Below are 24,801 nucleotides of genomic sequence, written 5' to 3' on the forward strand. Positions count from 1 at the left end.
GACGGGCTGAAGTACTCAGCCCCTCCGGCGTTTGAGGAGCGGGGTCTGGGGCGGAGCCCCAGAAGGATGGGACGGGTAGGGGCGGCGGGGGCGAGAAAGTCCCTACAGCCGGCCCAGCACCTGCGCCAGCAGCGAACCCATCCGCGTGGCCGAGTCGCGCCCGGCCTGCAGAACCTCTTCGTGGTTGAGGGGCTCGCCCGTCATACCGGCGGCGAGGTTCGTCACCAGGGAGATGCCCAGGACCTCGGCCCCGGCCTCCCGCGCCGCGATGGCCTCGAGCACCGTCGACATGCCCACCAGGTCCGCCCCGATGACCCGCGCCATCCGGATCTCCGCCGGCGTCTCGTAGTGCGGGCCGGGGAACTGGGCGTAGACGCCCTCCTCCAGCGTGGGGTCGATCTCCTTGCACAGGGCACGCAGCCGCGGCGAGTACAGGTCCGTCAGGTCGACGAAGTTCGCGCCGATGATCGGGGACGTCGCCGTGAGGTTGATGTGGTCGCTGATCAGGACCGGCTGGCCGGGGCGCATGCCCTCGCGCAGACCGCCGCAGCCGTTGGTGAGGACCAGGGTCTTGCAGCCGGCCGCCACGGCGGTGCGGACACCGTGCGCCACCGCCGCCACGCCGCGGCCCTCGTAGTAGTGGGTGCGGCCCAGGAAGACGAGCGCGCGCTTGTTGCCGATCCGGTAGGAGCGGATCTTGCCGCCGTGCCCTTCCACCGCCGGCGGCGGGAAACCGGGCAGCTCGGTGACCTGGAACTCGGCCTCGGGTGCGCCGAGGGCGTCCACGGCCGGTGCCCAGCCGGAGCCCATCACGAGGGCGACGTCGTGGGTCTCGGCGCCGGTGAGTTCGCGCAGGCGCGCGGCGGCGGCGTCGGCGGCGGCCCCTGGCTCATTCGGGGTGGCGCCCTGGATGTCGTCCGGAAGAAGAGATGCGTTCACGCGACTGAGGGTAGCCGGTTTGGGCCTACGCGCGTAGATGACAGAGCTCACGGGATGGCGATCGTTGTCTTGTCGTTTCCAACGAAGGGCGGGAAGGGAGCAGGGCGGCAGGGGACGCTCAGGGCGTCCCTCAGCACGGGCGCTTGCGCAGCTCCATCACATAGTCGTGCGGCGCACCGGCCGACTCCGCCGCGTCCGCGATCTCGCCCAGGTACCGCGCCGCCGGCAGCCCGCCCTCGTAGGCGTTCAGCACGTACACCCACGCCGGCTCCTCGCCCTCCAGCGTGTGCACCCGTACCCGGAGCCGCCGGTAGATGCCGAGGCCGACGCCCTCCCAGCGGTCCAGGGACTCCTCGTCCATCGGGGCGATGTCGTACAGCGCGACGAAGACCTGCTCCCCCGGCTCCTCGACGAGCGTCGCCAGCGCGCCGTCCCAGCCCAGCTGCTCGCCCCCGAACGTCAGTCGCCACCCGTTCAGCCAGCCGGTGGCGCGCAGCGGCGAGTGGGGGGCGCGGCGGGTCATCAGCCGCGCGTCGAGATTGCCGGCGTACGCGGCGTAGAGCGACATGGAGAGAGGGTACGGCAGGTGAATCGTCCGCCCCTCCCGTAACAGTGGTGTCTCGGGCGGGGCCCCGGGGGCGGTGCCACCCTGTTGCGTGCGGGACAATGGAGTACGTGACTCGGATCGTGATCATCGGTGGCGGACCCGGCGGATACGAGGCGGCCCTGGTGGCCGCCCAACTCGGCGCGGAGGTGACCGTCGTCGACTGCGACGGTCTGGGCGGGGCGTCGGTGCTCACCGACTGCGTACCGTCGAAGACCCTTATCGCCACGGCCGAGGTGATGACCACCTTCGACTCCTCGTACGAGGAGCTGGGCATCATCGTGGCCGACGACACGCCGCACATCGACACGCCCGCCCGGGTGGTCGGGGTCGACCTCGGCAAGGTCAACCGGCGTGTGAAGCGGCTCGCGCTCGCCCAGTCCCACGACATCACGGCCTCCGTCACGCGCGCCGGCGCCCGGGTCCTGCGCGGCCGCGGCCGGCTGGAGGGTATGCAGGGCCTCGACGGGTCCCGCAAGGTCGTCGTCCGTGCCGCCGACGGCACCGAGGAGACCCTCACCGCCGACGCCGTCCTGATCGCCACCGGCGGTCACCCGCGCGAGGTGCCCGACGCCCAGCCCGACGGCGAGCGCATCCTCAACTGGACCCAGGTCTACGACCTCACCGAGCTGCCCGAGGAACTCATCGTGGTCGGCTCCGGTGTCACCGGCGCCGAGTTCGCCGGCGCCTACCAGGCGCTCGGGTCGCGGGTCACCCTCGTGTCGTCCCGGGACCGCGTGCTGCCGGGCGAGGACCCGGACGCCGCCGCCGTCCTCGAAGACGTCTTCCGGCGGCGCGGCATGAACGTCATGGCCCGCTCGCGTGCCGCCGCCGCCAAACGGGTCGGCGACCGGGTCGAGGTCACCCTCGCCGACGGGCGTGTCATCAGCGGCAGCCACTGCCTGATGGCCGTCGGCGCCATCCCGAACTCCGCGGGCATGGGCCTGGAGGAGGCCGGCGTCAAGCTGCGCGAGTCCGGGCACATCTGGACCGACAAGGTCTCCAGGACCACCGCTCCCGGTGTGTACGCCGCCGGTGACGTGACCGGAGTCTTCGCCCTCGCCTCGGTGGCGGCGATGCAGGGACGTATCGCCATGTACCACTTCCTCGGCGACGCGGTGGCCCCGCTGAACCTGAAGACCGTGTCCTCCAACGTCTTCACCGACCCCGAGATCGCCACCGTCGGCTACAGCCAGGCGGACGTGGACGCGGGCAAGATCGACGCCCGGGTCGTGAAGCTCCCGCTGCTGCGCAACCCGCGCGCCAAGATGCAGGGCATCCGGGACGGCTTCGTCAAGATCTTCTGCCGGCCGGGTACGGGCATCGTGGTCGGCGGTGTGGTCGTGTCGCCGCGCGCCTCGGAACTGATCCATCCGATCTCGATCGCGGTCGACAACAATCTGACGGTCGAACAGATCGCGAACGCCTTCACCGTGTACCCCTCCCTTTCGGGCTCGATCGCCGAGGTGGCACGACAGCTGCACACTCGGAAGTCCGACGGCGAACTCTGACGGCCGCGGCCAACTCCCCGCTGGTCACGGGGAGTTGTCGAGCATGCGTACGGCATAGGCGGCGGGACTAGGCCGTATACCACTTCTCGCCCTTGCGTGCGAACAACTTCTGTTATTCGGCGCAAACTGCTGAAACCAGACGGTCGTTGGGGTTACTGTCAGTTTCGTGTTCGCTGCAGAACGTCGCCAATTGATCCTCGAAATGGTGCGAGCGAACGGGGCCGTGTCGCTCCGTGAGCTCGCCCGCGTCGTCCAGACCTCCGAAGTGACCGTACGGCGGGACGTGCGCGCACTGGAGGCAGAAGGACTCCTCGACCGCCGGCATGGCGGTGCGGTATTGCCGGGCGGGTTCACGCGGGAGTCCGGCTTTCCGCAGAAGTCACATCTCGCGACCGCCGAGAAGACGGCCATCGCCGACCTCGCCGCGAATTTCGTGGAAGAGGGCGAGGCGATCGTCGTCGGGGCGGGGACCACCACACAGGAGCTGGCCCGTCGGCTCGCTCGCGTCCCCGGACTGACCGTCGTCACCAACTCCCTCCTGGTGGCGCAGGCGTTGGCCCATGCCAACCGGGTCGAGGTCGTGATGACCGGCGGTACGCTCCGCGGGTCGAACTACGCGCTGGTGGGCAGTGGTGCCGAGCAGTCCCTCCAGGGGCTGCGGGTGTCCCGGGCCTTCCTCTCCGGGAGCGGCCTGACCGCCGAGCGTGGGCTGTCCACGTCCAACATGCTCTCGGCGTCCGTCGACCGGGCCCTCGTCCAGGCGGCCGCGGAGGTCGTCGTCCTCGCCGACCACACCAAGCTCGGCAGCGACACGATGTTCCAGACGGTGCCCACGGACGTCATCACCCGGCTGGTCACCGACGAGCCGCCGGTCCACGACGACCGCGCCCACACCGAGCTCCAGGCCCTCGCCGATCAGGGGGTGCAGATCGCCGTGGCCGGGGCGACCGGGAGCCCGGGGGGTGACGAGGTCCCGGCGCGGCGGCGTGCCCTGCCGGGACCCAGGCGGGGGCAGGGGTTGCGGCCCGCCGCGGCGGTGCTCGGGGAGCAGGGGGTGGCGGAGCGGGAGCGGGCCCGGGTCGCGGATCTGCGCCGGCGGTAGTCCGCCGACGGCTCGGCCGGACGCCACTCAGCCTGCTCTCAAGCCCCGCAACGTCAGCATGAGCAGTCGGTCGGCCAACCCCGGATCCCCCGGTGTCTCCTCCGCCGCCAACGCGATCGCGTGGGTGAGTTGGAGGAGGTCGGCAATCGCCACGTCCTGCCGGACCCTCCCCGCCTCCTGCGCCCGGGCCAGCAGCGCGCCGCCCGCCTCGCGGATGGGGTCGCTGCAACGAGCCAGTGCTGAGGTGCGGTCGTAGGAGACGGACATCAAGGACCGCGCCAGGCCCCGGTACTCCCCGGCGTGCGTGACCATCTCGCGCAGCCACGTCACCAGGGCCGCGCAGGGCTCGGGGGCGTCGAGGAGTTCGTGGGAGCGGGTCAGGAGGTCGCCGACCGCGTCCTCGAAGATCGCGCTCAACAAGGCGTCCCGGTTGGGGAAGTGGCGGTACAGGGTGCCGATGCCCACGCCCGCCCGGCGGGCCACGTCCTCCAGCGACGCGTCGGTGCCGCGCTCGGCGAAGGCGGAGCGGGCCTCGGTGAGTAGACGCTCGTAGTTGCGGCGGGCGTCGGCACGCATGGCGCGCGGCGAGGCCGGCCCGCTCCCCGCGCCCTCGCGTGAGGTCGCGCTCACCATCGCTCTCACCTGCCCTCTCCCGTGCCCGGGTGTGCCTCCAGGATGCCACCCGGGAAAAGAGGAGACGCCCGGCGGACTGTTCGCTCAGTCCGCCGGGCGCCCCGGATGCCGTAGGCGTCAGTCCTTGATCTCGCAGATGGGGGCGCCGGAGGTGAGGGAGGCGCCGACGTCGGCGGACAGGCCCTTGATGGTGCCGGACTTGTGCGCGTTCAGCGGCTGTTCCATCTTCATGGCTTCGAGGACGACGATGAGGTCGCCTTCCTTGACCTCCTGGCCTTCCTCGACGGCGACCTTGACGATGGTGCCCTGCATCGGGGAGGCGAGGGTGTCGCCGGAGGCGGCGGGGCCGGACTTCTTGGCGGCGCGGCGTTTGGGCTTGGCGCCGGCGGCGAGGCCGGTGCGGGCCAGGGACATGCCCAGTGAGGAGGGCAGGGAGACTTCCAGGCGCTTGCCGCCGACCTCGACGACGATCGTCTCGCGGTCGGTGTCGTCCTCGGTCTCGGCGGCGGCCGGGACGGCGAAGGCGGGGATGGTGTTGACGAACTCGGTCTCGATCCAGCGGGTGTGGACCGTGAACGGTTCGGTGCTGCCGGTCAGTTCCGGGGCGAAGGCGGGGTCGGTGACGACGGCGCGGTGGAAGGGGATGGCGGTGGCCATGCCCTCGACCTGGAACTCGGCCAGGGCGCGGGCGGCACGCTGGAGGGCCTGCGCGCGGGTGGCGCCGGTGACGATCAGCTTGGCGAGGAGGGAGTCCCAGGCGGGGCCGATGACACTGCCGGACTCGACGCCGGCGTCGAGGCGGACGCCGGGGCCGGTGGGGGCGGTGAAGGCGGTGACGGTGCCGGGGGCGGGCAGGAAGCCGCGGCCGGGGTCTTCGCCGTTGATGCGGAACTCGAAGGAGTGGCCGCGCAGGGGCGGGTCGTCGTAGCCGAGTTCTTCGCCGTCGGCGATGCGGAACATCTCCCGGACCAGGTCGATGCCGGCGACTTCTTCGGTGACGGGGTGTTCGACCTGGAGGCGGGTGTTGACTTCCAGGAAGGAGATGGTGCCGTCGAGGCCGACGAGGAACTCGACGGTGCCGGCGCCGATGTAGCCGGCCTCTTTGAGGATGGCCTTGGAGGAGGAGTACAGCTCGGTGACCTGTGCCGGGGACAGGAACGGGGCGGGGGCTTCCTCGACCAGTTTCTGGTGGCGGCGCTGCAGGGAGCAGTCGCGGGTGGAGACGACGACCACGTTGCCGTGGGAGTCGGCCAGGCACTGGGTCTCGACGTGGCGGGGCTTGTCGAGGTAGCGCTCGACGAAGCATTCGCCGCGGCCGAAGGCGGCCACCGCCTCGCGGACGGCGGACTCGTAGAGCTCGGGGACCTCTTCGAGGGTGCGGGCGACCTTGAGGCCGCGTCCGCCGCCGCCGAAGGCGGCCTTGATGGCGATGGGCAGGCCGTGTTCCTCGGCGAAGGCGACGACCTCGTCGGCGCCGGAGACCGGGTCGGGGGTGCCGGCGACGAGCGGGGCGCCGGCGCGCTGGGCGATGTGCCGGGCGGCGACCTTGTCTCCGAGGTCGCGGATGGCCTGCGGAGGCGGGCCGATCCAGATCAGTCCGGCGTCGAGCACGGCCTGGGCGAAGTCGGCGTTCTCCGACAGGAAGCCGTAGCCGGGGTGGATGGCGTCCGCGCCGGACTCCCGGGCGGCCTTGAGGACCTTGTCGATGTCCAGATAACTGGTCGCCGGAGTGTCACCGCCCAGGGCGAACGCCTCATCCGCGGCGCGGACATGCAATGCGTCCCGGTCAGGGTCCGCGTAGACGGCCACGCTCGCGATCCCGGAATCCTGGCAGGCCCGGGCCACGCGGACAGCGATTTCGCCACGGTTGGCGATGAGCACCTTGCGCACGATTGAGGCTCCCTCCTTGAAACAAGCCGAGTTTAGGGACTGCCGACACGCCACATCGACCCGTCCCCAGTGGTGAGCTTGCCCACACGGAGCGTGATTCCAGGCTTGCTCGACCTGCGAAATCCCATGTCGCGCCTCGGCACGCAGGTCTCTCCCGGAAAACCCTAGCCCTCCGCTGTGGTCAAGGTCTCTGTCATCACGTGCTGCGGGCCACTCGGTTTCTTTGTGGAATCCCTACGAATGGCCCAATGATTCTTTGCTGGCGCCCGAACCCTTGTCCCGGGGTTTACCCGTTAGTAGCGTTCGCGATGCTGAATCAAACGCAGCGGCCCGGAGGGCCCCCTTGAGGGGTGGTGGTCGGGCGGCGGGTGGGCGTACTTGGGGTAACAGCGCGGAGCTCGGAAGTGGGTGGGGACCGGTGGTACGCAGACCGGTGGCGTGGCTGGTGGCGGTTGTGCTCTTCGTGGAGGGGCTCGGCATCGCGGCGCTTCAGTGGTTCCTCGGCGTGGTCGTCGACCGTCAGGACATGTCCCTGGCGGGTCTCGACCCGGACGTGATGTCGCTGTCCTCGAAGATCGGCGGGCTCGTCTTCGGCGCCTACTTCGCGCTGTGCGGCCTGGTCGCCCTGCTCGTGGCCCTGCGCGACCGCGCGCCGGCCGGCTTCGGCCGCATCCTGCTGATCAGCGCGGCCGTGGTGCACGCGCTGCTGGGCGCGTTCGCCTGGGGGCTCGTGGGCTGGACGGCGTTCCTGTTCATGGTCGGCGTGCTCGGTCTGATAGTGCTGCTGCTCATGACGTACGACGCCCAGGGCGCGCCCGGCTCCGGGGAGCCCGCCGACGCCGCCCCCGACGGGGGCACGGACGGCGACAGCGCCCCGGCGGGTGGTCCTCCGGCGGGTGGCTCCCCGGTCACGCCTCCGCCGGCGCCCACAACTCCGTGATGCCGATGCCCAGTTGCCCCAGCAGTCGCCGCACCAGCGGCAGGCTGATGCCGATCACGTTGCCGTGGTCGCCGTCGATGCCGTCGATGAACGGGGCCGAGCGGCCGTCGAGGGTGAACGCCCCGGCGACGTAGAGCGGTTCGCCGGAGGCGACGTACGCGGCGATCTCCTCGTCGGTCGGTTCGCCGAACCGTACGACCGTGGAGGCGGTGGCGGAGGTGTACCGGCCGGTGACCGTGTCGTAGACGCAGTGGCCGGTCTGGAGTGTGCCCGCCCGGCCGCGCATCGACTTCCAGCGCGCGGTGGCCTCCTCGGCGTCCGCCGGCTTGCCCAGGGCCTGGCCGTCCAGGTCCAGGACCGAGTCGCAGCCGATCACGATCGCGCCCTTGACCTCCGGCCTCGCCGCCACGACGGAGGCCTTCGCCTCGGCCAGGGCCAGCGCCAGCTCGGCGGGGGTGGGGGCGGTGACGGCGTCCTCGTCCACGCCGCTCACGATGACCTCGGGGGCCAGCCCGGCCTGGCGGAGCAGGTTGAGCCGGGCGGGGGACTGGGAGGCGAGGACGAGTCGGCGGCGCGGCTGATCAGTCATGCGGTCAGCGTATCGGCGTACCCGGCCGGACTCACCTCAGCCCGAGCACGATCATCGTGAGCACCATGGCCAGCGCCATGAGAACGCCCAGCCGCCGCAACATCTCCTGCATGTCACGCAGTTCCTTGGGCGGCTCGTTCTCGGGGTCGGACCACAGCATGCCTTCCATCGTCGGCCGGGTGTCCGCGGCGACGCCTGAGTACGCATACTCAACTTTCCCCTAAATGGTGTTACTGTTCCATTAGCTAAAGGGTCTACAGTTCCGTTTGGGGGATGTGTCATGTTCAGCGCTTCCTGGATCGCGTCACCGCAGCTGCCCAGCGAGGGGTTCACGCCCAACTGGTCCCGAGAGGGCTTCTGGCGCCAGTCGGTGCGGCAGGCCGTACGGCTGTCGGCCGGGGGCGCCCGGGTGCGGGTGCGGCTGTCCCACGCGTACGGCACCTCGCCCGTCCGCATCGCGGGTGCGAGCGTGGGGCGTACGGCCGCGGGGGCGGCCGTGCGGCCGGGGTCGCTCGTGCCGCTCGCCTTCGGGGGTGCCGGGGACGCCACGCTGCCGGCGCGCGGGGAGCTGGTCAGCGACGACGTCCCGCTCACCGTCGCCGCCGGCGAGTCGGTGACCGTCACGCTGTACTTCGACACCACCACCGGTCCCGCGACCTTTCACGCCCAGGCCTTCACGAGCAGTCATCGGGGCGACGGCGACCTGACGGCGGACACCGGCGGAGCGGGCTTCGACGCGGCCACGGAGTCCTGGTACTTCCTGTCGGCGGTGGAGGCCGACAGCGGGCGCGCCGACGCCGTCGCCCTCTTCGGCGACTCGGTCACGGACGGGTTCGGGTCGACGCCGGGCGCCGACCGGCGCTGGTCGGACGCCCTCGCCGAGCGCACGGGGCGGCCCGTTCTGAATGCGGGGATCGGCGGGAACCTGCTGCTCAACGACTCCGCCTGGTACGGCGAGAAGGGCATCCACCGGTTGCGCCGGGACGTCCTCGACCAGCCCGGCGTGGACACGCTCGTCGTGCTCCTGGGGCTCAACGACATCGGCTTCAGCGAGACCGACGAGCAGCCGACGTACAAGCCGGCGCCGGTGCTGGAGGCCGAGGAGCTGATCGCCGGGCACCGGGAGCTGATCCGGCAGGGCAGGGTGGCGGGGCTGCGCGTGATCGGGGCGACCCTGCCGCCGTTCGGAGGCTCGGACCACTGGGGCGAGCACGCGGCCAAGGTGAGTCACGAGCTGAACGAGTGGATCCGCCGCAGCGGGGAGTACGACGCGGTGGTGGACCTGAACCGGGCGCTGGCCGATCCGGAGGACCCGGACCGGCTGCTCCCGGCGTACGACTTCGGCGACCACCTGCACCCGAACGACGCCGGGTACGAGGTGATGGCCGAAGCCGTGTCAGCGCTCCTCTAACCGGGCCAGTAGGTACGGGCCCAGGTCGTCGGCCCCGGTTGCGGCAGCCTGTGCGAGGCGATGCGGGACGGGTCCGACCACCCGTCCCGCGGCTTGGGTGCGCCGGGCGGCGTGGCTGCCGCCGCCGCGGCGCGGGCGCGAACCACCGCCAGTGCGGCGGCCAGCTCCTCCGGTGTCGGGTTGCCCCGTATGACCTTGATGTTCATGACGGCTCCCGGCCGGACTAGAGGGGGATGTTGCCGTGCTTCTTCGGAGGCAGGGATTCCCGCTTGGTACGCAGCTGACGCAGGCCGCGGACGACATGGCGGCGGGTGTCGGACGGCATGATCACCGAGTCGACGTAGCCGCGCTCGGCCGCGATGTAGGGGTTGAGGAGGGTGTCCTCGTACTCCTGGATCAGCCGCGCGCGCACCGCCTCCAGGTCCTCCCCGTTCGCCTCCGCCTCGGCGATGGTGCGCCGGTGCAGGATGTTGACGGCGCCCTGGGCGCCCATGACGGCGATCTGGGCGGTCGGCCAGGCGAGGTTGATGTCGGCGCCCAGGTGCTTGGAGCCCATGACGTCGTAGGCGCCGCCGAAGGCCTTGCGGGTGATGACCGTGATCAGCGGGACCGTCGCCTCGGCGTAGGCGTAGATCAGCTTGGCGCCGCGGCGGATGATGCCGTCGTGCTCCTGGTCGACGCCCGGGAGGAAGCCGGGGACGTCGACGAAGGTGATGACCGGGACGTTGAAGGCGTCGCAGGTCCGCACGAAGCGGGCCGCCTTCTCGCTGGCCTGGATGTCGAGGCAGCCGGCGAACTGCATCGGCTGGTTGGCGACGATGCCGACCGGACGGCCCTCGACCCGCCCGAAGCCGGTGAGGATGTTCGGCGCGAACAGCGCCTGCGTCTCGAAGAACTCGGCGTCGTCCAGGATGTGTTCGATCACCGTGTGCATGTCGTACGGCTGGTTCGCGCTGTCCGGCACGATCGTGTCCAGCTCGCGGTCCTCGTCGGTGACGGCGAGGTCCGCCTCGTCCGGGAACGCCGGGGGCTCGGAGAGGTTGTTGGACGGCAGGTACGACAGCAGCTGCTTGACGTACTCGATGGCGTCCTTCTCGTCGCCGGCCATGTGGTGCGCCACGCCGGAGGCCGAGTTGTGGGTGCGGGCGCCGCCCAGCTCCTCGAAGCCGACGTCCTCGCCGGTGACCGTCTTGATGACGTCCGGGCCGGTGATGAACATGTGCGAGGTCTGGTCGACCATGATCGTGAAGTCGGTGATGGCGGGGGAGTACACCGCACCGCCCGCACACGGCCCGACGACCAGGCTGATCTGCGGGATCACACCGCTGGCGTGCGTGTTGCGGCGGAAGATCTCGCCGTACGCGCCCAGCGAGGCCACGCCCTCCTGGATGCGGGCGCCGCCGGAGTCGTTGATGCCGATGACCGGACAGCCGGTCTTCAGCGCGAAGTCCATGACCTTGACGATCTTCTGGCCGTAGACCTCGCCCAGCGCACCGCCGAAGACGGTGAAGTCCTGCGAGAACACGGCGACGGGCCGGCCGTCCACCGTGCCGTACCCGGTGACGACACCGTCGCCGTACGGGCGGTTCTTCTCCAGGCCGAAGTTGGTGGAGCGGTGCCGGGCGAACTCGTCGAGCTCGACGAAGGAGTCCTCGTCGAGAAGGAGCTCGATGCGCTCACGGGCCGTCAACTTGCCCTTGGCGTGCTGCTTTTCGACGGCGCGAGCGGAGCCGGCGTGCGTCGCTTCCTCGATACGGCGCTGGAGATCCGCGAGCTTGCCCGCGGTGGTGTGGATGTCGATCCCTTGGATCTCGTGACGCTCTTCCGGCTCGGACATCGGGATGGCGCTCCCTGCCTGCTCAAAAGGGGGGACGGTTACTCATCCGTAGAGTAGTGGGGGCCCTACGAAACAGCAGTGCGGCGTTTCACACACCTAGGGTGGCTTGCATGACGCCGCGAGATGCATCAGATGACAGCCGCTGGTCCGACCTGGACCGTCCGCCGCTGAACGCCGCCGCGCTGCGGCGCGGACTCGTGCGGGACGGCGGGCTGTGGCGCGAGGTGGAGGTGGTGCGGAGCACCGGCTCCACCAACACCGACCTGGTGGCCCTGGCGGCCGCGGGCAAGGCGGCCGAGGGCGCGGTCCTGGTCGCCGAGGAGCAGACGGCCGGCAAGGGGCGCCTGGACCGGCAGTGGACGGCACCGGCCCGCTCGGGGCTGTTCTTCTCCGTGCTGCTGAACCCGGCCGATGTGCCGGCGGCCCGCTGGGGCTGGCTGCCGCTGCTCACGGGCGTCGCCGTGGCGACAGGGCTGTCGCGGGCGGCAGGCGTCGACACGGCACTCAAGTGGCCCAACGACCTCCTGGTGACCGTCGGCGGCGAGGAGCGCAAGGCCGGCGGGATCCTGGCGGAGCGGGCCGGAAACGCGGGCGTGGTCATCGGCGTCGGCATCAACGTCACGCTGCGTGAGGACGAACTGCCGGTGCCCCAGGCGGCCTCACTGGCGCTGGCCGGGGCCGTCAGCACCGACCGGGATCCCCTGCTGCGGGGCATGCTGCGCTCCCTTGAGGAGTGGTACGGGCGGTGGCGGGCCGCCGCGGGCGACCCGGTGGTGAGCGAACTCCAGGAGACGTACGCGGCGGGCTGCGCGACGCTGGGGAGGGTCGTACGGGCCGAGCTGCCGGGGGACCGGTCGATCATGGGCGAGGCCGTCGCGATCGACGGTGACGGGCGGTTGGTGCTGGCCACCGGGGAAGGCGTGCAGGAACCCGTGGGTGCGGGGGACATCGTGCACCTGCGGTCGGTGTGAGTTCGGCTCCCCGGCCTTCCGGAGTGAGGTGGCCCACACCTGCCGTAAAGTGAAGGCCGGTCGATTACTGACCGCGGCAGATCGGAAGGGCAGCAGGCGTGACCGTCGACGACACGGGCTCCGGCACGGGCGCGGACGGCCGGGTGGACCCCCATGCCGCCGAACCCGGCGAGGACAATCCGCTCGCCCTGCGCCTCGAAGGCCTCATTCTCGGCGCCGAGCGGCGCTACACACCGTTTCAGGCGGCCCGCAGCGCCGGCGTCTCCATGGAACTGGCGTCCCGTTTCTGGCGGGCCATGGGCTTCGCCGACATCGGGCAGGCCAAGGCACTGACCGAGGCCGACGTACTGGCGCTGCGGCGCCTGGCCGGTCTCGTCGAGGCGGGGCTGCTCAGCGAGGCCATGGCCGTGCAGGTGGCACGGTCCACCGGGCAGACCACCGCCCGGCTGGCCGAGTGGCAGATCGACTCGTTCCTGGAGGGCCTGACCGAGCCCCCGGAACCCGGCATGACGCGCACCGAGGTGACGTACCCGATCATCGAGCTGCTCCTGCCCGAGCTGGAGGAGTTCCTCGTCTACGTCTGGCGCCGCCAGCTCGCCGCCTCCGCCGGCCGGGTCATCCAGGCCGCCGACGACGAGGAGATGGTCGACCGGCGGCTGGCCGTGGGCTTCGCCGACCTGGTCGGCTTCACCCGGCTGACCCGCCGGATGGAGGAGGAGGAACTCGGCGAACTCGTCGAGGCCTTCGAGACCACGGCGGCCGACCTGGTGGCCGCGCGCGGGGGACGGCTGATCAAGACGCTCGGCGACGAGGTCCTGTACGCGGCCGACGACGCGGGGGTCGCCGCGGAGATCGCCCTGCGGCTCATCGAGACGATGGCGGGCGACGAGACGATGCCCGAGCTGCGCGTCGGCATCGCCTTCGGCACGGTGACCACCCGAATGGGCGATGTCTTCGGTACGACCGTGAATCTCGCCTCCCGGCTGACGTCGATAGCTCCGCGTGACGCCGTCCTCGTCGACAGCGCGTTCGCGGAGGAACTCATTCGAACGGGTGAGGCGCCGGCGTCGGAGGCGGAGGCGGCGGAGGCCGCTGCCGCTGCGGAGAAGGAGGGGGAGGAGCCCCCGGCCTATCGGTTCGCGCTCCAGCCGATGTGGCAGCGGCCGGTGCGAGGGCTTGGTGTGGTGGAGCCTTGGCTGTTGACACGGAGGGCGTCCGGCGGGGGCGAGTGAGCGCCGTCGGGGTGGCGGATACAGCCCCGCGCCCCTTCGGGGGCGCCCCTGTGCTCGGCGTTCCTAGTCACCGTTCGACAGGTGGTCTACGCACAGGCCGATGAAGGGCACGCAGACTGAGTCCTCGTCGGGGTGGTCCGGCTGGGAGGCTGGGGGACTCGTCGGCGGTCGGCTGGGGGGCAGGGTCGGGGTCGGCTGGGGTGCCTGGTCGGTCGTCGCTGGTGGGCGGGGTGCGGCCGGGGTGTCGGTCAGCGTCGTGCCGGGGCGTGGTGCCGCGGTCTTGTGCGTGGTCGGTACGACGATCGTGGTGGTTGTCGGTGTCGCGTTCAGGCCGCCCATGACGGAGGTCGCGGACGGGCTTGCCTTGGGGCCGGGTGTCGGGACGGTGGCGGCGGCGTTCGCCGAGCGGTCCGTGTCGGTGTCCGTGTCCGCGGCTGTGTCGGCGAGGGTGTCGGAGTCCCGGGCGGGCTCCGTTTCCGTCGCGCCGAGGCCGGCTACCTCGGCGTCGGGGGTCAGGCGCACGAGGCTCAGCGCGCCGGCCGCCAGGGCCAGGCCGCCCGCCGCCAGGAGGACCTTGCGGGGGCGGGGGCGCCGATGGCGGCCGCGGGAGCCGAAGAGGCGGGCGGTGGGCTGTCCGTCCGCACCGGCCGTCCCGGTTTCCGTCGCTGTTTCCCTCGTCCCGCTCATCACGACCCCTCCCGACCCGCTCGCGCCCCCGAAGCGCCGTGGCTCGCGCACGTTATGCGCTGTCATTGGCGGTAGGACGGGAGTTGGGCGGGATGTCACTCGAACGGGGTGTCGGGACTGGCCTTTCCCCGGCGGGGTCCGGCTGCGATGATCGGGGCGAGTGTTGTTAACCCGCGTTAACCGGAGGGTGTCATGAGCGAGGAGCGGTTCGGGGAGTTCGTGCTGGTGAGGCGGCACGGTGACGGGGGTGCCGGGCATGTCGCGGAGCTCGTCCTCGACCGGCCCAAGGCCATGAACGCCGTGTCGACTCAGATGGCGCGTTCGATCGCGGGGGCGTGCGCGGCCCTGGGGGCGGACCGTGAGGTACGGGTGGTGGTGCTGACCTCGACCCATGAGCGGGCGTTCTGTGTCGGGGCGGATCTGAAGGAGCGGAACTCGTTCAGCGACGCCGATCTGGTGCGGCAGCGGCCCGTGGCCCGGGCGGCCTACACGGGCGTGCTGGAGCTGCCGGTGCCGACGATCGCGGCGGTCCACGGCTTCGCGCTGGGGGGCGGCTTCGAGCTGGCGCTGTCGTGCGATGTGATCGTGGCCGACCGTACGGCCGTGGTGGGGCTGCCCGAGGTGTCGGTCGGGGTGATCCCGGGCGGTGGTGGGACGCAGTTGCTGCCGCGGCGGGTGGGGGCGGCCCGGGCCGCGGAGCTGATCTTCACCGCGCGGCGGGTCGAGGCCGTCGAGGCCCGGGAACTGGGGCTGGTCGATGAGCTGGTGGAGGAGGGACGCGACCGCGAGGAGGCGCTGGCGCTCGGGGCCCGGATCGCCGTGAACTCGCCGGTGGGGCTGCGGTCCGCCAAGCGCGCGCTGCGGGTGGGGCACGGGCTGGATCTGCGGGCCGGGCTGGAGATCGAGGACGCGGCCTGGCGGGCGACGGCGTTCTCGGGGGACCGCGCGGAGGGGGTGGCCGCGTTCAACGAGAAGCGGAAGCCTGTGTGGCCTGGGGAGTAGGGCTTGAGGGGGCGGGGGTTGGGGGTTGGGGGCAGGGGGGTGGACCGGGAGCTGGCCGGAGGTCGGAGTCGGAGGTCGGAGGCTGAGAACTGAGGCTGAGGGTAGGAGGCCGGGGGCTGAGGGGCAGGGGCTGCGAGGGCTGAGGGCTGGGGGCGCGGAGGCCCGGCGGCTGAAGGCTGAAGGCTGAAGGCTGAGGGTCGGGGGCGGAGGCCGCGGGCTGCGGCTGAGGGCTGGTGGCGGAGGCTGGGGGGCCGGAGGCTGAAGACTGAGGGCCGGGGACCCAAAGCTGAAGGCCGAGGGGGCCGGGGGCCGGGGGCTGGGCGGTGGAGGTCGGGGGCCGGAGGTCGGAGGCTGGAGGGCGGCGGTCGGGAATCGGGCGCCGGGGTCGAGGGCCTGCGGTCAGGAATCGGCGTTGGGGGCCGGGGGTCCAGGGCCCCGGGCTGGGGTCCAGGGCGGGTGCTGGGTGGCTGCGTCCCGTGGCCGTGAGGTGAAGGCCGGGGGCGCGGGGCGCGGGCTGCGGGCTCGTGCCCTGCGGGCCGGTCCTGGTGGGGCGTCTCCGTTCCGGGTGCGGCACCTGTTCGCCGCATCAATGTCCCGTTTCACCCCAAAGCTCCCTAGCCTGGAGTGATGGGTGAGGACAGACGTCTCGCGGCCGTGGTGACGCTGGCGCAGGGGATGGCGGCGGCGCACACCCCGCGTGAGTCCTGGCGGGCGGCGGCGCTCGGGGCGTGTCGGGCGTTGGCCGGGAGCTTTGCCGCGCTGTCGGTGTGGGAGCGGGAGCTCGGGCGGTTGCGGGTGCTCGTGAACGTGGGGGACCGGGCGGAGGGGGAGGAGGAGTTCCCGGGTGACGAGACCTACCCGGTGCACCAGTTCCCGGAGATCGCCGAGTTCCTGCACGAGCGGTGGGCGGCCGGGGGCGAGCCCAACGCCTGGGTGGAGACGGCCGCCGGTCCCGCCACCGGGCATCCCGGGTACTGCCATCAGCGGGTCGCGGCTCTCCGGCGGCGTGGACGGGGGTGCTGTGTCGTCGCGCCGCTCGTGTTGCACGGGCGCGCCTGGGGGGAGCTCTACGTCGCCCGTCCGGCGGGTTCGCCCGTCTTCGACCGGGGCGACGCCGACTTCGCCACCGTGCTGGCCTCCGTCGTGGCCGCCGGACTCGCGCAGAGCGAGCGGCTGGAGGAGGCCCGGCGGCTGGCGTTCACCGACGCGCTCACCGGGCTCGCGAACCGGCGGGCCGTAGACGTGCGGTTGGAGGAGGCCGTCGAGCGGCATCGCGACCAGGGCGTCGTCGTCAGTCTTGTGGTCTGCGACCTCAACGGGCTCAAGCGGGTCAACGACACCCAGGGGCACGCGGTCGGCGACCGGCTGCTGGAGCGGTTCGGGTCGGTGCTGTCGCTGTGCGGCGCCATGCTGCCCGGCGCGCTCGCCGCGCGACTCGGCGGTGACGAGTTCTGTCTGCTCGCCGTCGGACTGCCTGCCGACGACGTCGTGAAGGCCGCTGACGAACTGTGCCGGCGTGCCGGTGAGTTGGAGCTCGGCGAGGGCGTCGCGTGCGGGGTCGCGTCCACCGAGGATCCCATCGGGGCCGTGCGGTCCGCGCGGCGGTTGTTCCGGCTCGCGGATGCCGCGCAGTACCAGGCCAAGGCGGTGCGGGCCGACCGGCCCGTGGTCGCCGGGCGGGAGGGGCCGGACGATCCCGTCGTGCGGCTCGCCGACGAGCCCTTCGGGGACGAGGGCGGGGAGCGGCGACGTTTCCGGGGGCGTCTGCCGTGACACCGGTGCGGGCCGGGCGGGTTCTCGCCCTCGCCGCCCCTACCCGTCCCGTCCTTGGCTGAAAACGTTGTAAGGGGTGTACCGCCCACCCACTAGTGACATCTTCGTCTTCACTGCGTACGCTCCTGAATATGGATATGCACACTGTGGTGGTGGGGACGTCCGGGGTCACCGCGTCCGACGTTCTCGCCGTGGCACGCGGCGGGGCCCGGATCGAGCTCTCGGCGGAGGCCGTCGCGGCGCTCGCCGCGGCCCGCGAGATCGTGGACGCGCTGGCGGCCAAGCCCGACCCCGTCTACGGCGTCTCCACCGGCTTCGGTGCCCTGGCGACCCGGCACATCAGCCCGGAGCTGCGCGCCCAGCTGCAGCGCAACATCGTCCGGTCGCACGCGGCGGGTATGGGGCCGCGGGTGGAGCGGGAGGTCGTACGGGCGCTGATGTTCCTGCGGCTCAAGACGGTCTGCTCGGGACGCACGGGCGTACGGCCCGCGGTCGCGCAGACCATGGCCGACATCCTCAACGCCGGGATCACGCCGGTCGTCCACGAGTACGGCTCCCTCGGCTGCTCCGGCGACCTCGCCCCCCTGTCGCACTGTGCCCTCACGCTCATGGGGGAGGGCGACGCCGAGGGCCCGGACGGGACCGTGCGGCCCGCCGGTGAGCTGCTCGCCGCGCACGGCATCGCGCCGGTGGAGCTGCGCGAGAAGGAGGGGCTCGCCCTTCTCAACGGCACCGACGGCATGCTCGGCATGCTGGTCATGGCCCTCGCCGACCTCGACACCCTCTACAAGTCCGCCGACGTCACCGCCGCGCTGAGCCTCGAAGGGCTCCTCGGGACCGACCGGGTGCTCGCACCCGAGCTGCACGCCATCCGGCCGCACCCCGGGCAGGGCGCCTCCGCCGCCAACATGCTGGCCGTGCTGAAGGGTTCGGGGCTGACCGGGCATCACCAGGACGACGCGCCCCGCGTCCAGGACGCCTACTCGGTGCGTTGCGCCCCGCAGGTCGCCGGCGCCGGGCGGGACACCATGGCGCACGCGCGGCTCGTCGCCGAGCGGGAGTTGGCGTCCGCGGTCGACAATCCCGTCGTGCTGCCCGACGGACGGGTCGAGTCCAACGGCAACTTCCACGGGGCGCCCGTCGCCTACGTCCTGGACTTCCTCGCCATCGCCGTCGCGGACCTCGCCTCCATCGCCGAGCGGCGCACCGACCGGCTGCTGGACAAGAACCGCAGCCACGGACTGCCGCCGTTCCTGGCCGACGACGCGGGCGTCGACTCGGGGCTGATGATCGCCCAGTACACGCAGGCCGCCCTGGTCAGCGAGTTGAAGCGGCTGGCCGTGCCGGCGTCCGCCGACTCGATCCCCTCCTCCGCCATGCAGGAGGACCACGTCTCCATGGGCTGGTCCGCCGCCCGCAAGCTGCGTACGGCCGTGGACAACCTCACGCGTGTTCTGGCGGTGGAGCTCTACGCCGCCACCCGCGCCATCGAGCTGCGGGCCGGCCTCGCCCCGGCGCCGGCCTCGCGGGCCGTCATCGACGCCGTACGGGCCGCCGGGGTCCAGGGCGCCGGTCCGGACCGGTTCCTGGCACCCGACCTCGCCGCGGCCGACGCGTTCGTGCGCCGCGGTGAGTTGCTCGCCGCGGCGGAGAAGGTCACCGGGCCGCTCCAGTGACGGAGAAGGGGCCCCGTCGTACGAACGACAGGGCCCCGAAGCGGTAGGCGCGGGTTACTTCAGCTTGGCGGCCTGCGCGTCGAGGACGGCGGCCGGGACGTCGTACGCCTTGTCGGTCATCATCAGACCGAGGTTCATCGTGTAGTACGTGGCGATGGTGCTGCCGTGCCGCACCACCTCGACGTGCGTGGTGGCCACGTCGCCGTCCTCCGCGTCGCTCTTCGCGGTGAAGCCGACCGACTCGTCACCGGCGCCGGACGGCTTCTCGGCGGTGATGCCCGTCAGCTTCTGGTCCGTGCCCTGCATGACGAGCGGGAAGCCCTTGGAGCACTTCTCCACCGCGTCCGACACGGACTTGAAGGTCTCCTCGGCGCCGTCACCGTCGTAGGAGGAGAGCCCGACGACCGTCATGGTGAGGTCCAGCGCGCTGGTGAACGAGTCCTCGATCTCGCTCTCCGTCAGGTCCTCCAGGGACTTGGAGGCGTCGTCGGTGGGCTTCTTCTTGTCCTGCGTGACCATGACGGCCGTCTGCGAGGCCGCGTCGCCCGGTGCCTGGCCGCTCATGGCGTAGGCCAGCGGCGTGCACTGCTCGTCGCTGCTCTTGACCTGGTCCTTGGACTTCGGCAGCTGCTTGCCGGACGCGTCCACCTTGTAACCCTCGACATCGCCCTGCGCGATGATCGACTTCTTCAACTCCGCGGCACTGAGCGCCTTCGCGTCGGAACCGCCGGAGTCACCCCCGCAACCCGTGACAAGGGCGAGCGACAGCACGCTCACGGCAACCGTGGCGGCTACACGCACGCCCGATGATCTCTTCATGGGCGGACTATGAAGCCCAGGTGAAGGGAGCGTCAAGCGAGTTCAAAATTCGAGACGTTCCCGGCGCACCGAGTAGGCGACGAAACCCGCGCCCAGCGCGAGGGAGACGGTCCCCCCGACGATGTACGGCGTGGTGTCGAAACTTCCGGTGTCGGCGAGCCGGGTGCCGTTCCCGGTGGTGTCGTCGACGCCCTCGGACGCGGCCCGAGCCTGCTGGGTGACCTGGGTCGAAGGGGTCGCCGAAGGCTCCGTTCTCGCCGGTTCGTCGCCTGTCGCGTTCGCGGAGGGTACGAACCACAGGGCGCCCAGCAGGGCTCCCGCGGCGGTGGCGGTCAGCAGCGATCGGCGTGCGGTGGACGACGATCGGTGAGCGGCGGACACGGAATATCGATCCCCTTGTGGCGCTGGCGAATTGGCCGTGTGGGCCGATGTTAGTGAAAGTCGCGGGTCACGGGAAAGTCACGGGGGAAAAGGGCCGTACGCTCCGGGCATGAGTACACCAGAAACATCACGTTTTGTACGGCTTCGCGTGGAACTCGTTCTCGAAGTGGACGACCAGAACGCCGTCACGAAGGCCGCGCTGCGCCGGATCGCCGACGACACCACCATGCCGGCCGACGAACGGACCCACGCCGAGGCCGCTGTGACGGAAGACACTGCGGAGGCCCTCGCCTATCTCGTCGATCCGTTCGACCTGGTCAGCGAGGTACCGGGGGTCGAGCTCGCGCAGGCCTCCTGGTCCAGCGAGCGCATCGAGTACGACCCGGATTCGCCCGAGTGGGACCTCGACGAGGATGATGTGGAGGAGGACTTCGACGGCGAAGAGGCCGAGCGGGCCGGCTGAGACGTCTTGGGGAAATCGTGACCCCGGACGGCAACCGCCGCCCGGGGTTTCGTCGTCTCATGGGGCGCACTGACCGACACCCGCACCACCCGCCTCGGCGGACGTGGTGTGCGCTACACATACAAGGGATGTGGAACGGGACGAACCGGTCGTAGCGTTGAAGATCTTGACGGGGACTCTCGGGGTTTTGGGGATTCGGGAACAATGGAGAAGCGTGTGATGACGAACAGTAAGCGACGCAGGGGCCTGACGGTCGCGTCCGCACTGCTCGGCGGTGTCCTGGTGCTCTCGGCCTGCTCCGGCGGCGACGACAACGCCTCCGGCAGCGACGGCGGCGACAGCTCGCAGTCCAAGGTCGACGAGGCGGCGGCCAAGAAGACCTCCGCGGCCCAGATCAAGATCACGCCCAAGGACGGCACCGACAACGCCTCCATCAACAACTCCGCCGCCGTCACCGTGAGCAAGGGCACGCTCACCGAGGTGTCGATGACGACCGCCGAGGGCGCCGCGGTCGAGGGCGCGATATCCGCGGACAAGACCAGCTGGAAGCCCAACGCCCAGCTGGACCGCTCCACGACCTACAAGGTCACCGTGACCGCGAAGGACTCCAAGGGCCTGGAGGCCCACGAGAACGCCTCCTTCACCACGGTCTCCCCGAGCAACAGCTTCCTCGGCTACTTCACGCCGGAGGACGGCTCCACCGTCGGCGTCGGTATGCCCGTGTCGATCAACTTCGACAAGTCGATCGCCAACAAGGCGGCCGTCCAGAAGGGCATCACCGTCACCAGCACCAGCGGCCAGGAAGTCGTCTGCCACTGGTTCAACGACACCCGCATGGACTGCCGGCCCGACGAGTACTGGAAGGGCGGCTCGACCGTCACCCTGAAGATGGCCCTGGACGGCGTCGAGGGCGCCGAGGGTGTCTACGGCGTCCAGGAGAAGACGGTCACCTTCAAGATCGGCCGTAACCAGATCTCGTACGTCGACGCGAAGACCAAGCAGATGAGGGTCACGCAGGACGGCAAGACCATCAAGACCATCCCGATCTCCGCCGGTTCGCCGGAGAACAAGACCTACGAAGGCATCATGGTGATGTCCGAGAAGTTCAAGGAGACGCGCATGAACGGCGCGACCGTGGGCTTCACGGACGACGACGGCAAGGGCGAGTACGACATCAAGGACGTGCCGCACGCCATCCGCCTGTCCAGCTCCGGCACCTTCATCCACGGCAACTACTGGGGTGCCAAGTCCATCTTCGGCAGCGTCAACACCAGCCACGGCTGCGTGGGCCTGTCCGACACCAAGGGCGCCAACGACAAGGGCGTAGCGGGCTACTGGTTCTACACCAACTCGATCGTCGGTGACGTCGTGGTCGTCCAGAACACCGGCGACAAGACCATCGCCCCGGACAACGGCCTCAACGGCTGGAACCTGGACTGGGCGCAGTGGAAGGCCGGTTCGGCCGTCTGACACCGCTGAGGCGCGCACAGTCGCCCTACAGCACGCTCACAAGCAACGATGCCGCCCTCAGGGGCGGCATCGTTGTTTCCGGGGACGTTCTCAGCCTTCTCATCCTTCTCTTATTTCGGCCTTATCCAGTCATCACGCGCCGTCCCTACCTTGCGGCCATGTTCTTCACCTACCTGAGGCGCGAGCTGCGCCGCCGCAGAAAGGCGGCCCTCGTCGTCGCCTCCGGACTCGCGCTGGGTATCGCGCTGGTCATCGTGGTCAACTCCGTGTCCTCCGGCATGAGCCAGGCCCAGGACAAGGTCCTCCAGTCCCTGTACGGCCTGGGCACGGACATGACCGTCACCAAGGCCGCCGAGCCGGCCGCGAACAGCTCCGAGCGGCCGCGCTTCCAGTTCGACGCGCAGGACAACGGCTCCGACGAGGAGCAGTCCAGCGACCGTGTGATGGTCCAGGGCTTCCAGACCCTCGCCGGCTCGACCGTCACCAAGGTCGGCTCGCAGAACGGGGTCTCGGACGCCGTGGGCGGGCTGAGCCTCCAGGTCATCAAGGTCAGCGGCGAGTTCACGCGGGGTGAGTTCCAGCAGGACCAGAGCAGCGGGGGCCAGCAGGGCGGCGGTCCCGGGCAGCAGGGCGGTGGCGGCACCGGGCAGCCGCAGGGCGAAGTGCGCGGCGGCGGCGCCAACTTCGACGTCAAGAACTACTCCGTCTATGGCACCGATGTCACCAAGCCGGCGCTCGGCCCGCTGACCTCGTCGAAGATCACCAGCGGCCGTACGTTCAGGACGACGGAGACGAACGCCGAGGTCGTCGTCGCCGACACGTCGTACGCCAAGGAGAAGAAGCTCAAGGTCGGCTCCACCGTCACCGTCAAGGGCACCAAGTTCAAGGTGATCGGTATCGCCACGCCCGACAGCGGGGACGCGGCCGCCAACCTCTACATCCCGCTGAAGCGGGCGCAGACGCTCGCCGACGCGAAGGACAAGGTCACCACGATCTACGTCAAGGCGACCGACTCCCAGCGGATCGACTCCGTCAAGTCGACGATCCAGAAGAACATCTCCGGTACGACGGTGACGACCTCCGCCGATCTCGCGGACACGGTGTCCGGCTCCCTGTCCACGGCGTCCTCGCTGGCGACCAGCGTCGGCAAGTGGCTGTCCATCGCGGTGCTGGTGGCCGCGTTCCTGGTGGCGGGGCTGCTGACGTCCTCGGCGGTGTCGCGCCGGGTGCGGGAGTTCGGCACGCTGAAGGCGCTGGGGTGGAAGTCGGGGCGGGTGACCCGGCAGGTGGTCGGCGAGGCGGTCGTCAACGGGCTGCTCGGCGGTGCGCTGGGGATCGCGGTGGGGCTCGCGGGGGCGTATGTCGTGACCGCGATCAGCCCGACGTTGCAGGCGCAGTTGGGCGGCGGCGCTGGTGGTGGTGGCATGGGCGGTGGTCCGGGCGGCGGCTTCGGGGGCGGTCCTGGTCGGCAGACGGCGAGCACGACGCTGGACGTCGCGCTGACGGCGCCGGTCAGCCTCACGACGGTTGCCCTCGCGGTCGGGCTGGCGGTGACGGGTGGGCTGATCGCCGGCGCGTTCGGCGGCTGGCGGGCGTCCCGGCTCCGCCCGGCGGACGCCCTGCGCCGCGTCGAGTAGCCGACGCCGACGCCGGCTGCGGCTGCGGGCGTGGACGGGGCCGGGGACTTCGGCTGCGGGTAGTGGGGGCTGGTCGCGCAGTTCCCCGCGCCCCTGGGGGGTTGCAGTCCCGCAGACCACACAGCCAGCCAGGCAAGCGTGCCACCCAACAGCCACCCAGAGGCACGGGGAACCGCACGATCGGCCCCCACGAACCCGCAGTCGAAGTGGAGCGCCACTCCCCGCAGTTACGGCCGACAGGACTGCACCCCCTTAGGGGCGCGGGGAACTGCGCGATCAACCCCCACTCACCCGCAGCCGAAGTGGACTGCCACTCCCCGCAGTTACGGCCGACAGGACCGCACCCCCGCCAGGGGCGCGGGGAACTGCGAGACCAGCCCCCACTCACCCGCAGCCGCACAACGATCCGATCCACCCCGAAGTCCACTCCACCCAGGAGCACCCTCATGTACGAACTCAGAAACGTCACCAAGCGCTACACCCGGGGCAAGGACACCGTCCACGCCCTCGACGGAGTCGGTCTCACCATCGCCGACGGCGACCGGCTCGTCATCCAGGGCCCCACCGGCGGTGGCAAGTCCACCCTCCTCCAGATGCTCGGCGGGCTCGACCGCCCCACCGCGGGCGAAGTCGTCCTCGACGGCACCGACTTGGCCAAGCTGTCCGAAGCCCGGCTGACCAAGGTCCGCAGCGAGAACATCGGCTTCGTCTTCCAGTCCTTCAACCTGATCCCCACCCTCACCGCCCAGGAGAACGTAGAGACCGCCCTCGTCCCCCTGGGCGTCAAGGCGAAGGAGCGGCGCGAGCGGGCCGCCGAAGCGCTGAACTCCGTCGGACTGGGCGAGCGGCTCGGGCATCTGCCCTCCGAGATGTCCGGAGGACAGCAGCAGCGAGTCGCCATCGCCCGCGCACTCGTCAAGCAGCCCAAGGTGCTGCTCGCCGACGAACCCACCGGAAACCTCGACGAGTCGATGCGCGACGAGATCATGGACGTACTCGAACGCATGTGGAAGGAACTCGGGTTGACCTTCATCATGGTCACCCACGACTCGGCGATCGCGAAGAAGGCCCCGCGGGTGGCGACCATCCGCAAGGGGCGGATCAGTGTCAAGGAGAACACGGGGGCGTAACCCGGCGACTGCGTAACGGAGTTCACGCCGTCGCGTAACAGAGGGCCGACGTGCTTCTTACCTTCTTCTCATGTATTGAGGTGCCTGATCGCCCCTCGGCATAC

General features: G+C 70.9%; 24 protein-coding genes. 13 read left to right on the forward strand and 11 right to left on the reverse strand.

What is annotated here, in order from left to right:
* Positions 1–102: 102 nt before the first annotated feature.
* Complete coding sequence (locus ACFU95_RS42265) at positions 103–939, reverse strand: purine-nucleoside phosphorylase (protein WP_383840205.1); 837 nt, start codon at positions 937–939, stop codon at positions 103–105.
* A 130-nt stretch (positions 940–1,069) separates the two neighbouring features.
* Positions 1,070–1,507 (reverse strand): gamma-glutamylcyclotransferase, encoded by a 438-nt coding sequence (locus ACFU95_RS42270; RefSeq protein WP_383840208.1) that lies wholly within the window; start codon positions 1,505–1,507, stop codon positions 1,070–1,072.
* Positions 1,508–1,605: 98 nt separating this feature from the next.
* On the opposite strand from ACFU95_RS42270, the gene ACFU95_RS42275 reads away from it, so the two are divergent.
* Both ACFU95_RS42275 and ACFU95_RS42280 read left to right on the forward strand, forming a co-directional pair.
* Positions 1,606–3,054: an NAD(P)H-quinone dehydrogenase gene (locus ACFU95_RS42275; protein WP_383840211.1), complete on the forward strand. Its 1,449-nt coding sequence runs from the start codon at positions 1,606–1,608 to the stop codon at positions 3,052–3,054.
* A gap of 166 nt (positions 3,055–3,220) precedes the next feature.
* Positions 3,221–4,156, forward strand: coding sequence for a DeoR/GlpR family DNA-binding transcription regulator (locus ACFU95_RS42280; RefSeq protein WP_383840213.1), 936 nt, complete (start codon positions 3,221–3,223; stop codon positions 4,154–4,156).
* Positions 4,157–4,183: 27 nt separating this feature from the next.
* Here the strand turns inward: ACFU95_RS42280 and ACFU95_RS42285 are convergent, their stop codons facing one another.
* A complete protein-coding gene (locus ACFU95_RS42285; RefSeq protein WP_383840216.1) occupies positions 4,184–4,789 on the reverse strand; it encodes a TetR/AcrR family transcriptional regulator in 606 nt (201 codons plus the stop codon).
* A 117-nt stretch (positions 4,790–4,906) separates the two neighbouring features.
* Entirely contained in the window at positions 4,907–6,679 is a 1,773-nt protein-coding gene (locus ACFU95_RS42290) for an acetyl/propionyl/methylcrotonyl-CoA carboxylase subunit alpha (RefSeq protein WP_383840219.1), read from the reverse strand.
* 418 nt (positions 6,680–7,097) lie between these two features.
* On the opposite strand from ACFU95_RS42290, the gene ACFU95_RS42295 reads away from it, so the two are divergent.
* The gene (locus tag ACFU95_RS42295; RefSeq protein WP_383840222.1) at positions 7,098–7,619 is read left to right on the forward strand and encodes a hypothetical protein; all 522 of its coding nucleotides are present in this window, start codon (positions 7,098–7,100) and stop codon (positions 7,617–7,619) included.
* Here the strand turns inward: ACFU95_RS42295 and ACFU95_RS42300 are convergent.
* Together ACFU95_RS42300 and mmpB are read right to left on the reverse strand one after the other, a co-directional pair.
* Positions 7,588–8,208 (reverse strand): Maf family protein, encoded by a 621-nt coding sequence (locus ACFU95_RS42300; RefSeq protein ID WP_383840225.1) that lies wholly within the window; start codon positions 8,206–8,208, stop codon positions 7,588–7,590. The genes ACFU95_RS42295 and ACFU95_RS42300 overlap by 32 nt on opposite strands.
* 31 nt (positions 8,209–8,239) lie before the next feature.
* Positions 8,240–8,368, reverse strand: coding sequence for a morphogenic membrane protein MmpB (mmpB, locus tag ACFU95_RS42305; RefSeq protein WP_093747104.1), 129 nt, complete (start codon positions 8,366–8,368; stop codon positions 8,240–8,242).
* A gap of 120 nt (positions 8,369–8,488) precedes the next feature.
* On the opposite strand from mmpB, the gene ACFU95_RS42310 reads away from it, so the two are divergent.
* A complete protein-coding gene (locus ACFU95_RS42310) occupies positions 8,489–9,619 on the forward strand; it encodes an SGNH/GDSL hydrolase family protein (protein ID WP_383840228.1) in 1,131 nt (376 codons plus the stop codon).
* Here ACFU95_RS42310 and ACFU95_RS42315 read toward each other — a convergent pair.
* Together ACFU95_RS42315 and ACFU95_RS42320 are read right to left on the reverse strand one after the other, a co-directional pair.
* Positions 9,616–9,825 carry an acyl-CoA carboxylase epsilon subunit gene (locus tag ACFU95_RS42315; protein ID WP_383840231.1) on the reverse strand — a complete coding sequence of 70 codons (210 nt, stop codon included), beginning with the start codon at positions 9,823–9,825 and terminating at the stop codon, positions 9,616–9,618. The two genes, ACFU95_RS42310 and ACFU95_RS42315, sit on opposite strands and share 4 nt — an antisense overlap.
* 17 nt (positions 9,826–9,842) lie before the next feature.
* Entirely contained in the window at positions 9,843–11,456 is a 1,614-nt protein-coding gene (locus tag ACFU95_RS42320; RefSeq protein WP_383840234.1) for an acyl-CoA carboxylase subunit beta, read from the reverse strand.
* A gap of 110 nt (positions 11,457–11,566) precedes the next feature.
* On the opposite strand from ACFU95_RS42320, the gene ACFU95_RS42325 reads away from it, so the two are divergent.
* Both ACFU95_RS42325 and ACFU95_RS42330 read left to right on the forward strand, forming a co-directional pair.
* A complete protein-coding gene (locus ACFU95_RS42325; RefSeq protein WP_383840237.1) occupies positions 11,567–12,427 on the forward strand; it encodes a biotin--[acetyl-CoA-carboxylase] ligase in 861 nt (286 codons plus the stop codon).
* Between the two features lie 98 nt (positions 12,428–12,525).
* Positions 12,526–13,659 carry an adenylate/guanylate cyclase domain-containing protein gene (locus ACFU95_RS42330; RefSeq protein ID WP_383840240.1) on the forward strand — a complete coding sequence of 378 codons (1,134 nt, stop codon included), beginning with the start codon at positions 12,526–12,528 and terminating at the stop codon, positions 13,657–13,659.
* Positions 13,660–13,722: 63 nt separating this feature from the next.
* On the opposite strand, the gene ACFU95_RS42335 is transcribed toward ACFU95_RS42330, so the two are convergent.
* Positions 13,723–14,346: a hypothetical protein gene (locus tag ACFU95_RS42335; protein WP_383840243.1), complete on the reverse strand. Its 624-nt coding sequence runs from the start codon at positions 14,344–14,346 to the stop codon at positions 13,723–13,725.
* 192 nt (positions 14,347–14,538) lie between these two features.
* On the opposite strand from ACFU95_RS42335, the gene ACFU95_RS42340 reads away from it, so the two are divergent.
* The 3 genes from ACFU95_RS42340 to hutH all read left to right on the forward strand — a co-directional run bounded on the left by ACFU95_RS42340 (position 14,539) and on the right by hutH (position 18,797).
* Positions 14,539–15,348 (forward strand): enoyl-CoA hydratase/isomerase family protein, encoded by an 810-nt coding sequence (locus ACFU95_RS42340; protein WP_383840246.1) that lies wholly within the window; start codon positions 14,539–14,541, stop codon positions 15,346–15,348.
* 627 nt (positions 15,349–15,975) lie between these two features.
* The gene (locus tag ACFU95_RS42345; RefSeq protein WP_383840249.1) at positions 15,976–17,121 is read left to right on the forward strand and encodes a diguanylate cyclase domain-containing protein; all 1,146 of its coding nucleotides are present in this window, start codon (positions 15,976–15,978) and stop codon (positions 17,119–17,121) included.
* 137 nt (positions 17,122–17,258) lie between these two features.
* A complete protein-coding gene (gene hutH, locus ACFU95_RS42350) occupies positions 17,259–18,797 on the forward strand; it encodes a histidine ammonia-lyase (RefSeq protein ID WP_383840325.1) in 1,539 nt (512 codons plus the stop codon).
* Positions 18,798–18,851: 54 nt separating this feature from the next.
* Here hutH and ACFU95_RS42355 read toward each other — a convergent pair whose 3' ends face one another.
* Positions 18,852–19,616 carry a hypothetical protein gene (locus ACFU95_RS42355; RefSeq protein ID WP_383840252.1) on the reverse strand — a complete coding sequence of 255 codons (765 nt, stop codon included), beginning with the start codon at positions 19,614–19,616 and terminating at the stop codon, positions 18,852–18,854.
* A gap of 42 nt (positions 19,617–19,658) precedes the next feature.
* Positions 19,659–19,997 carry a hypothetical protein gene (locus tag ACFU95_RS42360; protein WP_383840255.1) on the reverse strand — a complete coding sequence of 113 codons (339 nt, stop codon included), beginning with the start codon at positions 19,995–19,997 and terminating at the stop codon, positions 19,659–19,661.
* A gap of 109 nt (positions 19,998–20,106) precedes the next feature.
* Here ACFU95_RS42360 and ACFU95_RS42365 point away from each other — a divergent pair, with 109 nt between their 5' ends.
* The 4 genes from ACFU95_RS42365 to ACFU95_RS42380 all read left to right on the forward strand — a co-directional run bounded on the left by ACFU95_RS42365 (position 20,107) and on the right by ACFU95_RS42380 (position 24,697).
* Positions 20,107–20,460 (forward strand): hypothetical protein, encoded by a 354-nt coding sequence (locus ACFU95_RS42365; RefSeq protein WP_383840258.1) that lies wholly within the window; start codon positions 20,107–20,109, stop codon positions 20,458–20,460.
* A 219-nt stretch (positions 20,461–20,679) separates the two neighbouring features.
* A complete protein-coding gene (locus ACFU95_RS42370) occupies positions 20,680–21,930 on the forward strand; it encodes an Ig-like domain-containing protein (RefSeq protein WP_383840262.1) in 1,251 nt (416 codons plus the stop codon).
* 158 nt (positions 21,931–22,088) lie between these two features.
* On the forward strand, positions 22,089–23,567 hold the full coding sequence (locus tag ACFU95_RS42375) for an ABC transporter permease (protein WP_383840265.1): 1,479 nt from the start codon (positions 22,089–22,091) through the stop codon (positions 23,565–23,567).
* 446 nt (positions 23,568–24,013) lie between these two features.
* Complete coding sequence (locus tag ACFU95_RS42380) at positions 24,014–24,697, forward strand: ABC transporter ATP-binding protein (protein ID WP_383840268.1); 684 nt, start codon at positions 24,014–24,016, stop codon at positions 24,695–24,697.
* Positions 24,698–24,801 lie beyond the last annotated feature (104 nt).

It is taken from the genome of Streptomyces sp. NPDC057623 (genome assembly GCF_042800355.1).
Taxonomy (GTDB): Bacteria; Actinomycetota; Actinomycetes; order Streptomycetales; family Streptomycetaceae; genus Streptomyces.